Source organism: Rhodococcus sp. UYP9, assembly GCF_040547235.1.
Classification (GTDB): domain Bacteria; phylum Actinomycetota; class Actinomycetes; order Mycobacteriales; family Mycobacteriaceae; genus Rhodococcoides.
The window spans coordinates 157,894-169,957 of sequence record NZ_JBEPPH010000008.1 but is presented as its reverse complement, the minus strand read 5'-3'; the positions used below and the strand labels follow the sequence as shown (position 1 = coordinate 169,957).

Below are 12,064 nucleotides of genomic sequence, written 5' to 3'. Positions count from 1 at the left end.
GGCGCCCACTTCCTCGTTTCGGTGGTTGTGTCACTCACTGCTCGCCGTTGGACTCGGTTCTGGTCGAATCCGTGCACCGGAAGCTTGGCCGATATCACCCGTCGTGTGGCTGGAATCGACCGCTCCTTACCGCCCCGACTCGTCCAGCCTCGACGAGTGGCGAACGAAAACTCTGGAGAGCGAATTACGGTTTCGGGACCATCGGTCTGCCTATCCCGAAAGCAGGCTGTCCGGTGAATGGTGGTCCACACCGGTCTCCGGTAACACGCTCACCACCACCCGAACTCGAAACGGGATCGGCGCACTGGAACTGCTGATGGAAGAAGACTCGGACGGTGGCGGAGAAGCAAGAGTCCGGCCCGTCCACGTCCGCAACTCACCCCGCGTGTACGAGATTTCCACGCCGCAGGAATGGGCCAATCTGGTCGAAAGATACCCATTGGCCGTGCCGGAGTCGAGGCGCTCCGACTGGTTCGAGACCACCGGGAAGTACCGTAACTGGTTCATCCCCGACTGGGCCGCAGTAGCTGAAGATTACGACCCGGCGCACCTCGGTTTGCACGGTTATTTGACTACACTCGGTATCGCAATCTCCTTGTCCGACAACAAACGATCGACGTTGCTCGGTGGGTGGGATCCTGACGCGACCTTTTGGCTCGATCCCAATGTCATCGAGATCGATGACGAACCGACGCTGTGGCGTCACACCGACGAGCGTTGGGAACGAACATGACAATCCATTTTTCATGGTCGCAGTTTCTATGGATCACCTTCATCTTCGTTGGCGTGCCTTCGATGTTCGGTGCACTTCTCCTATGGAGTAGGTCCTCGAAGCGTAACGAAAGTATGGGCACCGGCTGTCTGGGGTTGTGGGCCACCGGACTCCTCGCGTTCGTCTTCGGATTCGCCTCGTGCGCAGGTTGGCTGAGCTGGTCTGCCGAGCAGAGAGGTGAGTTCCGAGGGCCCGGACTTCCCGCGCCGATTCAGTTCAATACCTCTGGTGTGGCGTCGACTGCGGAATCGGGCTTACCTATGTTCTCGACAAGGTCGACGGACACTGGACGGTCACCGGAACGACCGGGCAGATCAGCATTTCCTGATCTGCTTAGATTCGTCGCGCTTATTGTGTGCACTGCGGCGGATAGACTTCGATGATGCCCCGCTCCGTTCCTGCGGTCTCACATCCGATCGGATTGTGGGGCGTTGTAGCCATCGGCGTCGGAGGCATGGTCGGCGGCGGGATCTTCGCCGTCCTCGGACTATCGGTGCAGATCACCAAAGGCGCCGCACCGATCGCGTTTCTCCTGGCCGGGCTGGTAGCGTTGCTGACTGCGAGATCGTATGCGCTGCTCTCGAAGTCGTATCCGAGCCGCGGAGGCACGGTGACGTTCGTCAATCGTGCGTTCGGCACGGGATTGTTTTCCGGTGGCATCAATGTGCTGCTGTGGATGAGCTACATCGTTATGTTGGCGCTGTATTCACAGGCGTTCGGGAGCTACGCGTCCAGTTTCCTGCCACCGGAGTTTCGCAGCCTTGGCAAGCATCTCCTTCTCACAGCGGCGATCGTCCTCATCACCGTTCTCAACATCGCCGGTGCATCTACGATCGCTCGCACCGAGCGCTATGTCGTGGCGATCAAGATCGCTATCTTGGTGTTGTTCGTGGTGGTCGGGCTGGCTGGGGTCTCCGCAGAACGGCTCGAACCGTCACAGTGGAGCTCCCCGATCTCCATCGTGGCAGGCGGCATGATCATCTTCTTGGCCTACGAAGGATTCGAACTGATCGCCAACACCGCCGAGGACGTCGACGATCCCGGCCGCACCCTCACGAGGGCCTACTACATTTCGGTGCTCTTCGTGATCGTGTTGTACGTGCTCGTCGCTGTTGTCTCCGTGGGGGCCGTGCCGTTAGCGAGCCTGATCGACGCGCGTGACTACGCGCTGGCCGAGGCCGCCCGCCCCGCCCTCGGAGCAGTCGGGTTCACGATGATCGGTATTGCGGCGATGCTCTCGACTGCGTCGGCGATCAACGCCACTTTGTACGGATCGGCTCGGATGATCTACGTCATCTCCAAGTCGCGAGAACTACCTGCCCAGCTCCAACGTCCAATCTGGAACCACCCGATCGAAGGGCTGCTGATCACCTCCGGATCGACCATCGTGCTCGCGAATGCACTGGACCTGAACAGCATCTCCACCATGGGTAGCGCGGGCTTTCTCATCATCTTCGCCGTGGTGAACGCCGCTGAAGCTCGCACAGCGCGCCAGCGTGGATCGACGCCGTGGATCGCTGTCCTGTCAGCTACGGCGTGTGCCGGCGCGCTGGCAGCTCTACTTGCCGAGAGCACCGTCGGCCCCGCGACCGTCCTGGCAGTTATGGTGGCGCTGTCCTTCGGTATCGAAGCAGCCTTTCGGCACTTTCGTGGCCCGGCACCAAAGTTGTAGGACCTCATGGCCGTTCAGTCCCCGTCCCGGCCAGCGTCGCGGCAAGATGGCTGTCGGGGGCGGGTTGGGGCCGAGCTGTTCTGGAATAGTTCCTACGCATGGAATCAGTTGTGACCTTGTCGGCGAAGGACGCGGGTGAGCTATTCACGCTCCAGCGTGCCGCTTACGTGACCGAGGCCCAGGCCCACGAGGATCTGAACCTTCCTCCGTTGGTCGAATCGCTGACCGAGGTGACGAATGAACTCGACAAGCCTGAAGTGGATTCGTTCGGGTTGCGTGATGGCGCACAACGCCTCGTCGGGGCGGTACGTGTGCGTGTCCTTCCTTCAAATGCGCGGTGTGCAGAGGTGGGCAGGCTGGTCGTAGCCCCTGATGTACAGGGTCGTGGATTGGGAAGTCGGTTGCTCGAACTCGTGGAAGAGCGAGTTTCTGAGGACATCACCGAGCTGAAGCTGTTCACCGGCGAACGCAGTGTCGGTAATCTGCGGCTCTACTCGAGGTTCGGGTACCAGGAAACACATCGTGTACCGACTTCGAGCGGCTATGCACTTGTCTATCTGAGCAAGCGACTGCGATAGAAATAGTCCTCGATATGGCCGGTACGATTCCGGCTCCGCATCTGCACCGCCAAAAACTCTGGTCTGCTCTTTTTCCTGTTGCACGGTTCACAAGAACCGAACTCGGTTGATAATCATACAAAGCAAGCTCGCGACCTGACCGCAGTTCACCCGCTCAGGTGACCTGCGGGGCGCGGATCGCGGGTTGGTGTCATGCCTCAGCACCCCGATCCGTCTACCGCCGCAACCGGAGCAGTCTCCGCTCACTCGTACCGACTGAGCGGAGACTGGCGGCAAGTGGATTCAGCCGGGGTTGTCGAGAACGAGCAGCCCAGGGGGAGTCCTATGTTGCGGGAACGACTGGAGGCATCGTGAAGGTGCCGGCCAGCACGTCTGCACCGGGGATGTAGGACCTGGCGAAGAGGATGAACTTCTTTCCGTCGGCCGGGCTGGGTAGCCAGTTCGCGGCCGCTTCGGCCGAGGGCGCTGTTGGTTGAATGTGGAGATCGATGCTGCCATCAGGGTTGGAGATCAACCCTTCGGTCTCACTGCTGATGACATAACGGTCGATCGGGTTCGGCGATGGGTATTGGCCATTCTCCCGAACCTCGTACAGCGTGACCGACCAGAATGCCTCTGCGGGAATTCCACCCTCGGGTAGGCGAAGCACGTAGCCCTCGGTGCCGAGCAGCGGGGCATTGTCGGCGTCGGTGAAGGTGATCCAGTAGTTCGCCTCCTTGCGGTCCATCCCCAACATGCCGCCGCCGGCCGACAATGCAAAGGCCCGTCGGGTGTAGTCCCTTTGCTCCGTGGTGCCGAGAACCGATCCGGGCGGGTTGTAGTTGGTCCAGCCCTGCGATGGGCGGTTCGCGAACTCTTGCATGTAGCGACCGAACTCGGGATATTTCGCGTTCCACGCTGCCTTGATGTCATCGGGCAGGGGTCCCCAGCCGCAGTCGGCCCCACAGATGCCGACCTCACGGAACCGGTCGACAGCCGACTGGTCATGCGCTGGCGGTGGGTTCAGCTCGAGCATCTGATTGACGACATCGAGGTAGTTCTCGGGGTCATCGTCGGTGGGCTGAACCCGCTTCGTCGAGCTTTCCGACACAGGTTGAGTGGGGGTGAAGCGGAATCCATCCTGTACAGCATTCGCCGCAACTTGGTCGGCGGTCCCGGTCGTCTGAACGCGCAGGTTGACATAGACGTCGTTCGTGGGCGCTCTGACCACAGTGGCGTCGGCGGGGGCCTCACCCTGCCAGTCCGGCCCCACGACCAGATGCTTCTGCGCTTGCGTGCCGGTGGTGCGCTCGCCGGCGTAGAAGAAGCTGTTGGAGTAGAAGTCGATCAAGACCAGCGAGTAGTAGCGTGACTGCACTTCCGGAATATCAAGGTAGACAGGTCCGTCCGCCAAATTCAACCAGGCAGTGGAGTAGAGAACGTCCTGGCTCGGCCCGTTCGCCCAAGTGTCGTCGGGCCCTGCCAGTGACCGTGAGTGCACGAAGTTGTTCAGCGTGGTGCTCGTCCGTGAGTCGGTCGTCTCCAACGCCGTCCATCGATAACGTGAAAGGTCGTAGAGCGGAAACGCGAAACTGTAGGCTTCCTTGATTGTTGCGTCGAGATCCGTCGCCGTCACTGCTGGTTCCGATTCTGGTTCCGATTCCGTGGCGCCCGATGAGCAGCTCGACGCGGCGAATACAGCCAAGCAAAGTCCTGCTATGAGCGCGGCCTTTCGGGTCCCTACGCGGCATATTTTCTGATGCATCGTCAAATTCCTTTTCTTGTCTACCAAGTACCGTCGCCGCGAAGGACAGCGTCGGCGCCGCCGTCCAGGAATACGACTTGGCCGGTGATATGAGAGTTTTCTTTGGACACCAGCCAGGAAATCAATTGCGCCACCTGTTGTGGCTGGGCATGACCGTTCAACGGCATCGGCACGCTGCCATCGATAGCCTTTAGACCTGCATCGGTGTCGAGCATGGCCTGGATCATCGGTGTGACGATGGTGCCGGGGGCGATGGCGTTGAGCGGAATGCCCATGCCTGCCCACTCAGCCGTGATGGCGTTGCGACGCACCCAGCGTGCGATCGCAGCTTTCGACGACGAATAGATCTGTGCACCGTGGCCGCCTTCCACGGCGGACCGGGCTGCTGCTGTTGCCGCGGCTTCGTCGCCGGCAAGTGCGGCTTCGACGATGGAAGGATCAGTGGGGTGTAGTGACGCTACAGACGAGATCACCACGGCCCTCGGATCGGTGCCTTCGACGAGTAGAGGCCGCAGGCCTTCGAGGGTAGCCACAGCACCGAAGTAGTTGACACCAATGGTGATCGGGTCGAACAGTGCGACGCCCGCGCAGGCTACAACCCCGTCCAACCTTCCGCCTGTCAACTGGCGAGCCCGTTCGACGAGCTCGCGTCGTCCGTCTGCCGTCGCGAGGTCAACGGTGATATCGCTGTCTCGCAGATCTGCGCCGACGACGTGAGCACCCTGGTTGCGCAGATGCGCGGCAGCGGCAGCACCGATACCGGAAGCACTACCGGTCACTAAGTACGTTCTGGGCATGTCCCGCCTTGTCATGGTTCGAGGAAGCGTGATCGCAATGTGCGCATATGAGACAAGGTGCCAATCTATGCCATCATGCTAATGTGTGTCAAAGGCCTCCGGAGGAACTATGACTCGACCGCAGCAGTCGTTGATGGACCGTCGTCGGGCGGCAGTGCGGATGGACATCGCCGCGAGTGCTGCACGACTCTTTGCTGAGCGCGGATTCGACGCGACCTCGGTGGAGGACATTGCGCGCGGAGCCGGGATGTCGGTTCGAACCTTCTACCGGCACTGCGATGCGAAAGAAGACACCTTGACCCCAGTGGTTGTGTCAGGGATTCGCCACTTCGTCGAATGCCTGCGCACCAGACCAGAACAAGAATTGGTGTCCACATCCGTACAGCAAGCATTTCTGCAGGTATTCGAACGTTACAAGAACGCAGAAGGTATTTCGTCGAGCGAACTTTTCGTCATCCTCACTTCAGTGCCCGGTATTCACGCACGATGGATGGTTGCGGCACATGGACTAGCAGAGGAAATGCGACCGCTTCTCGCGCGGCGTGCCGGATTGGAACCTGATGGTCTCGAGGCGCGCATGTTGTCGCATACGCTTATCGGCGCGCTCACAGTCACTTTGGAGTACTGGGCAGCCCAGGAACAGGGCGATCCCAACGAGATCGGACGACTCGCAGCATCAGCGCTATCAGTGCTCCGGATCATTACCGTCGAACAAGAACACTGAACTCACTCCAGATTCGACAGATTAGGAAAAATGATGATTCGATCTATCACACGTAACGTGATTGTTCCCGTGCTACCGGATCTCGCGTGGGAGTACGTGGGGGACTTCGATGCTCTTGCGTCTTGGCATCCCGGTGTTCCTCCCGTAGAGATGGAAAACAATGCAGACCCGAAAGAGATAGGTTCTGTCCGAACCTTTTCAGTAGACGGACGAGTAGTGGCCCGTGAGCAATTACGCGCCCGCGATGCTGAGAAGCGCAGCTACAGTTATGAAGTACTCGACCCGATGCTGCCCGTCCGTGACTACGTCGCGACGATCGCGGTCGTCCCCCACGATCAGGGCTCACAAATCCAATGGAGCGCTACCTATCGATCCGGCGACGAGACTGTAGCCATGATCGAGCAGGCATATGGCGACAACGTCTACCGCACTGGACTCAAAGCTTTTGGAGAACATTTTGGCGCATAGCGGCTCGCAGATCGGTTGCATACTGCACGAACATCTGCCCGCATGACTCGTTCACAATAGCTGCGCTGACACAACGTCGGCATCTGAACTTTCAAACCTCGATGCAACGGTCGGTGGTGTCACGCGCTGTCGAGTTCCTGCGGGGTTTCGAGTGAGGCCATCCCCCCCGCTCACCTCTGCCAAACATGCCGATCGTGATGCGGCGACGGCGAGGTGGCGTCTTGCCGTGATTGTGCGCAAGGGTAGAGGATAACCCTCACGCCTGTTCGGGCCTGTACTGGAGGTTGCTGTGAAGAAAGTTGTTCGTACGCTGCTTGTCTGCGCATCCGTCGTCATAGGTTCGACGCTGGCGACGGTGGGCACTGCGTCCGCGGCTGTGACCGTTCCGTTCCAAGTCGACCCGGCACCGTTCGGAAATCCGAACGGCAGTTTCGACGCTCCCGCTGTGCGCTGTGTGGCGGTGCTCGGCGAACAGCCTGGCACGGTGACCATTACCGGTGGCAAGGAAGGCAGGTGGGGGTGCTTGATCTCGTCCGACGTGCATTGGTTGAATCTGTCGACCGGAGCGTCTGGCTCCGCGCGAATGTCTGACGGACTCTATGGATTTCCGTCCGAAGCGACGCTGATGAGTGGGTCTGGGCATGTTGTGGTCACCATCGTTTCCACCCTTGGGACGATCACTCCAGGAATCGCAAGCTTCTTCGTTCCATAGAAGCCGTGGTACGAAAATCGGCGTGGGGTCATTCGGACAGTTGAATTTTTGGACCGAAATCTGCATTTCAGCTGTTCAGGGCCAATCGGTTGAGTCTTTGATTCCGCTGGAGTTCGGAGCAGGTGGTATCAATTTGAAGTACATAACCCTTCTGCGACCCAATGAGACGGCGCAGAAGAAGATCTGTGCTGATGGTCTCGAAGAATTCTGATGTGACAGTGCAGCCGTGGAGGATACATGCGCGGACGCAAACTCAGCGGATCTGAATGACAAGCAGTAACGGGCGACCACCCGACGAGTAAGGAACAACCATGACGACACCTCCTGGATGGCACGCGGACCCGGAAGGCTCGGCACAGCTACGGTGGTGGGACGGCCAACAGTGGACGACCGCTCTTCAGCCAGATCCAATGAAACCGACTGCTTCAGAACACTTGTCAGGCCTCCCTGCTGATCCGGCTTCCGGTGGATCCAGCCGTAAGAAGTGGCCATGGTTCGTGGCCGCCGGCGTGGTGCTTCTCGTCGTTATCGGTGCGGTCAATTCAGCCAACAAGACATCGGACGACGTAGCGGACGCGCAGGCGGCCACAACGACACAATCGAGTGCGGTCGAAAAGGCTCCCATCATTCCGAAAGCCACGATCACTACTGTCCTTCCGCCCCCGCCCCCGCCACCGGCTCCGGTCGTGCCGATGGCAACTACCGAACCTGTGACGCCAAGACCTACCGCGCCTGCCGCACCGAAGACGACTGAGCGGGCCAGCGGGCAGACGGGGATGACCGGCGGACAGCGCAATGCTGTGCGTGCGGCCAACAGCTATCTCGACGTGACCGCCTTTTCGCGAGAGGGTCTTATCGAGCAGTTGGAGTTCGAGGACTATTCGAGCGAGGATGCGGCATTCGCTGTGGACTATATAGCGCCTGACTGGAACGAACAGGCTTCGCTTGCCGCGGAAGACTATCTCGACGTGATGGCATTTTCGAGACAGGGACTAATCGACCAACTGGTATTCGGAGGGTTCACCCCTGAACAGGCTCAGTACGGAGTGGATCAGACAGGGCTCTAGCCTCCCGGCTGACCAAGAGTGGCAGACCCCCAAGGAAGTTGTTTCACCGCCTCTCGACGGATGGCGGATCCGGTCCAGCAACTTCCCAGCGTTTCGGAACCCGGGTTGGGCGAGGGATGTCGAAATTTGACCTCAGCTGTCTGATCGCGTAACTCGACTCTCGATCGAGCTCCGGGCCGAATCCGATCGACCATTAGAGTCGAGCGATGACTCCCGTGAGCTGGACACTCGACGCATCAGGTGGAGGCCACCTGACGATCAAGACGGACGTCACCGGCAAGGCGTCCAAACTGGGCCACCGCCTCACCATTGCAATGAAGTCGTGGACGGCCGCCATCGACTGGTCTGGGCACACTCCCACCTCGGTCACCTTCACCGCCGAAGTCGATTCACTCGACGTGGTAGGCGGTGAAGGTGGTGTCACGCCGCTGATCGGTCCGGAGAAGATGCTCGCAAAATCCAACGCGCTGAAGACCTTCGACGCAAAACGGTACCCCCAGATTCGCTTCCGCTCAGACGATATCGCCGCGAAAGAGAACGGATTCGCCCTGCGCGGCACGATGGAGATCCATGGTGTCACCCGTGAGATGACTGTGATCGTAATCGTCGCCGACGACGGTACGAAATGGCACTGTGCATCCGAAAGTACAGTGCGCCAGTCAGATTACGGAATCAAGCCGTACTCACAGATGCTGGGTGCTATGAAGGTGGTCGATGAGGTGACCGTGTCCTTCGAGGCCGAGCGCACGAAGCCAAGCTTGAATCCACCGAAACGGTAATCGACGAAGGATCTCAGGTGCGACGGTAGGCGTTGTGAAGTGCGACCGGGTACTTCGCGTTCGCTGCGTGGATAACCGCGACTTGACACTTGAGGTCTTTCGAGTTCGACCGAAACCGTGCACACTACGTCGATGACTCGAAAACGAGGGGTAGAGAAAGCAATCGGTTCAGCAGTACTAGTCGCGGCACTCGCTATGACCGCGGGGTGCGGGAGCGATACATCGTCTGCCGATGGACCGCCCGGTGTCAGCGTCAACGGCGTCGGTGAAGTCGAAGGCACACCTGACACCCTGACGGCGCAGATCGGCGTCGAGACAATAGCCGACGACGTCACCACCGCCATCGATCAGGCGAACACCGCGGTCGGCACAGTGACCGATGCGGTAGCCGCCGCAGGCGTCGATCGAGAAGACATTCAGACTCAACAGGTGTCGATCAACCCCCAGTACTCGGGTGGGATGCCCGGCGGAACCCCAGAGATTTCCGGCTACCAGGCAACCAACACCTTGCGAGTCACGGTTCGGGACCTGTCGAAGGCGTCGACGGTCCTCGGCGACGCCACGTCCGCCGGTGGCAACGCAACCCGGATCTCCGGAGTGTCATTCCGCATCGACGACGATTCGGAACTGATATCCGACGCGCGGGCCCGGGCATTCGCCGACGCCCGCGATCGCGCTGAACAGTACGCGACGCTCTCGGGTAGCGACCTCGGGCAAGTTCTGTCCATTACCGAGAACATCACCGGGCAGGACCAACTGTCGAGATTCCCAGATGGCGCGAGTATGGCCGACTCATCGGTCCCCATCGAACCCGGGCAGCAGACTGTCAGCGTGTCCGTGGCCGTCAAATGGGCTTTGGACTGATCCGCACCAATTTCCTCGGTGTCTAGACCAACTTGTTGTCTCGGTTCTCCCAGTATGGTTTGCGGAGGTCGCGTTTGAGGATCTTTCCGGTGGGGTTGCGGGGGAGGACTTCGACGACGTCGATACTCGTGGGGCATTTGAACTTTGCGAGACGGCCGCGGGTATAGGTGATCAATTCGGATTCATCGACGATCGCGTCGGGCACGAGAACGACAACGGCTTTGATCGTTTCACCCCAACGGTCGTCGGGGACGCCGATGACCGCGACCTCGGCTATTGCGGGATGCTCCACGAGGATCCGTTCGATCTCAGGTGAGTAGACGTTCTCACCACCGGTAATGATCATGTCCTTGAGGCGGTCTTCGATGAATACGAAGCCGCCATCATCGGCTCGACCCATGTCCCCGCTGCGTAACCACCCTTCGGCGGTGATGGTTTCGGCTGTAGCCTCGGGTTTACCCAGATAGCCCGGGGTGCATTGTTCCGACCGCCACCACAGCTCACCAGTAATGCCGGTTGGTGCATCCTCGAGTGTCACGGGATCGACGATCCGGACTTCCATACCGGGGATCGGCGTCCCAGCCGAGGCCATGCGTTCGGTCTGGGCTTCATCGCGATGAACGTCGGACATCAACGCGGTAACCACCCCCGCCAACTCCGTCATGCCGTAGACCTGTACGAACTCGGTGTCCGGCCAGGCAGCAAGCGCAGCGCGTAACAGTGGCAGCGGCATCGGTGCAGCGCCGTAGATGATGCGCTTGAATGCCTTGAACGCGTTGATCGCTTGTTCTCCCGCAGCCAACACCCCGGAGATCACCGGGGGAACGAGGAAGGCGATGTTGGCGCCGGCCGCGAGTCCGGCAAAGATAGACGGGCCGTCAGCTTCCCGGGTGAAGTAGCAGTGCTTACCAGCATGAATTCCCATAATGGCGTAGCAGGTTCCACCGACGTGGAACATAGGCATGGCGATCAAGAATCGGTGGTCTTCCTCCGCCGGCATGATTTCGAGCATGCTGTCGCTGTGTGCGAAGAGGTTTCGATGTGTCAGCCGAATACCTTTGGGACGACCGGTAGTCCCCGAGCTGTAGAGAATCAGTGCAGTTGCATCCGGGCTTACATGTGGGCGGGGGTATAAAGGCGAGACTCCGTCGATCCAAGGCTCGAACTCATCGTGTTCACCGCCTACCGATAAGATCCTTTCGACGGCGGTCAGACGGTCGCGGATCGCAAGAATCTGTGGATGGAGTTCGCTGCCGACGAACAGGATGCGGGCACCTGAGTCGGCGAGCACGTAATCGAGTTCTTCACCTGCAAGCCGCCAGTTCGGAACGACGTTCGCCGCACCGAGAAGCGAAGCGGCATAGGTGACTTCGATACATGACAAATGATTTTTGTCGACAAAGGCGACCGTATCGCCGGCTACGATACCCGCGTCGGCGAGTGCGGACGCGACGCGAAGGATGCGGTCATACCACTGTGACCAGGTGTATTCCGACCCTTGGAAGGCCATCGCAAGCTCGTCCGGTTTGACCGTCGACCAATGCTCGACGCGATCGGAGATGATTGCTGCGGTGGAATCGGACATCGAACCATCCTTATATCGGTTTGGCGTACGGATTACGTAAGTCCGGTTGCCTCGCAATCGTGAATCGAACATTAACTTGGGCCTCGGTTCGGCGGACGACTTCCATCCAAATCGAAGTCTCCGAGTTCGCGACGGCGAGAGTGCAATACCTGCCGTCAGCGAAGGGGCCCGAGGTCCCGCGTGAGGATCTAGGTCGGTCATCGACTCCATCGGCGAAATGTAGGTGTCGCATGGGCTCATCAGTAGACACCGGCGCCCCTGGTCATCGAGCCGCCGCACCCACGCACAGGGCGGGATTCGTT

12 protein-coding genes are annotated in these 12,064 nt (G+C 59.7%); 9 read left to right on the top strand and 3 right to left on the bottom strand.

Features of this window, described 5'->3' with window-relative positions; all coding sequences use genetic code 11:
* Positions 1-103: 103 nt before the first annotated feature.
* From ABIB36_RS20035 to ABIB36_RS20025, 3 genes are all read left to right on the top strand, one after another.
* The gene (locus ABIB36_RS20035; RefSeq protein WP_084345277.1) at positions 104-733 is read left to right on the top strand and encodes a hypothetical protein; all 630 of its coding nucleotides are present in this window, start codon (positions 104-106) and stop codon (positions 731-733) included.
* Positions 734-1,154: 421 nt separating this feature from the next.
* On the top strand, positions 1,155-2,444 hold the full coding sequence (locus tag ABIB36_RS20030) for an APC family permease (RefSeq protein ID WP_256895411.1): 1,290 nt from the start codon (positions 1,155-1,157) through the stop codon (positions 2,442-2,444).
* Positions 2,445-2,542: 98 nt separating this feature from the next.
* Positions 2,543-3,022 (top strand): GNAT family N-acetyltransferase, encoded by a 480-nt coding sequence (locus ABIB36_RS20025; protein ID WP_084345279.1) that lies wholly within the window; start codon positions 2,543-2,545, stop codon positions 3,020-3,022.
* 322 nt (positions 3,023-3,344) lie between these two features.
* Here the strand turns inward: ABIB36_RS20025 and ABIB36_RS20020 are convergent, their stop codons facing one another.
* A complete protein-coding gene (locus tag ABIB36_RS20020; protein ID WP_354562634.1) occupies positions 3,345-4,637 on the bottom strand; it encodes a DUF1254 domain-containing protein in 1,293 nt (430 codons plus the stop codon).
* 149 nt (positions 4,638-4,786) lie between these two features.
* Entirely contained in the window at positions 4,787-5,545 is a 759-nt protein-coding gene (locus tag ABIB36_RS20015) for an SDR family oxidoreductase (RefSeq protein ID WP_256895413.1), read from the bottom strand.
* A 127-nt stretch (positions 5,546-5,672) separates the two neighbouring features.
* On the opposite strand from ABIB36_RS20015, the gene ABIB36_RS20010 reads away from it, so the two are divergent.
* The 6 genes from ABIB36_RS20010 to ABIB36_RS19985 all read left to right on the top strand — a co-directional run bounded on the left by ABIB36_RS20010 (position 5,673) and on the right by ABIB36_RS19985 (position 10,177).
* Complete coding sequence (locus ABIB36_RS20010) at positions 5,673-6,287, top strand: TetR family transcriptional regulator (RefSeq protein ID WP_084345282.1); 615 nt, start codon at positions 5,673-5,675, stop codon at positions 6,285-6,287.
* A gap of 30 nt (positions 6,288-6,317) precedes the next feature.
* The gene (locus ABIB36_RS20005) at positions 6,318-6,755 is read left to right on the top strand and encodes an SRPBCC family protein (protein WP_354571665.1); all 438 of its coding nucleotides are present in this window, start codon (positions 6,318-6,320) and stop codon (positions 6,753-6,755) included.
* Positions 6,756-7,044: 289 nt separating this feature from the next.
* The gene (locus ABIB36_RS20000) at positions 7,045-7,467 is read left to right on the top strand and encodes a hypothetical protein (protein ID WP_256895415.1); all 423 of its coding nucleotides are present in this window, start codon (positions 7,045-7,047) and stop codon (positions 7,465-7,467) included.
* Between the two features lie 311 nt (positions 7,468-7,778).
* Positions 7,779-8,534, top strand: a complete 756-nt coding sequence (locus ABIB36_RS19995) for an Ltp family lipoprotein (protein ID WP_084345284.1) — start codon at positions 7,779-7,781, stop codon at positions 8,532-8,534.
* A 206-nt stretch (positions 8,535-8,740) separates the two neighbouring features.
* Complete coding sequence (locus ABIB36_RS19990) at positions 8,741-9,313, top strand: YceI family protein (protein ID WP_084345285.1); 573 nt, start codon at positions 8,741-8,743, stop codon at positions 9,311-9,313.
* A 132-nt stretch (positions 9,314-9,445) separates the two neighbouring features.
* Positions 9,446-10,177, top strand: coding sequence for an SIMPL domain-containing protein (locus tag ABIB36_RS19985; protein WP_084345286.1), 732 nt, complete (start codon positions 9,446-9,448; stop codon positions 10,175-10,177).
* 22 nt (positions 10,178-10,199) lie between these two features.
* On the opposite strand, the gene ABIB36_RS19980 is transcribed toward ABIB36_RS19985, so the two are convergent.
* Entirely contained in the window at positions 10,200-11,762 is a 1,563-nt protein-coding gene (locus ABIB36_RS19980; protein ID WP_354562640.1) for a long-chain-fatty-acid--CoA ligase, read from the bottom strand.
* Positions 11,763-12,064 lie beyond the last annotated feature (302 nt).

Bases quoted from the DNA above. Each gene is read 5' to 3' on its own strand.
- ABIB36_RS19985 (WP_084345286.1), top strand. From the start codon at position 9,446: ATGACTCGAAAACGAGGGGTAGAGAAAGCAATCGGTTCAGCAGTACTA.
- ABIB36_RS19990 (WP_084345285.1), top strand. From the start codon at position 8,741: ATGACTCCCGTGAGCTGGACACTCGACGCATCAGGTGGAGGCCACCTG.
- ABIB36_RS19980 (WP_354562640.1), bottom strand. From the start codon at position 11,762: ATGTCCGATTCCACCGCAGCAATCATCTCCGATCGCGTCGAGCATTGG.
- ABIB36_RS20030 (WP_256895411.1), top strand. From the start codon at position 1,155: ATGCCCCGCTCCGTTCCTGCGGTCTCACATCCGATCGGATTGTGGGGC.
- ABIB36_RS19995 (WP_084345284.1), top strand. From the start codon at position 7,779: ATGACGACACCTCCTGGATGGCACGCGGACCCGGAAGGCTCGGCACAG.
- ABIB36_RS20005 (WP_354571665.1), top strand. From the start codon at position 6,318: ATGATGATTCGATCTATCACACGTAACGTGATTGTTCCCGTGCTACCG.
- ABIB36_RS20025 (WP_084345279.1), top strand. From the start codon at position 2,543: ATGGAATCAGTTGTGACCTTGTCGGCGAAGGACGCGGGTGAGCTATTC.
- ABIB36_RS20010 (WP_084345282.1), top strand. From the start codon at position 5,673: ATGACTCGACCGCAGCAGTCGTTGATGGACCGTCGTCGGGCGGCAGTG.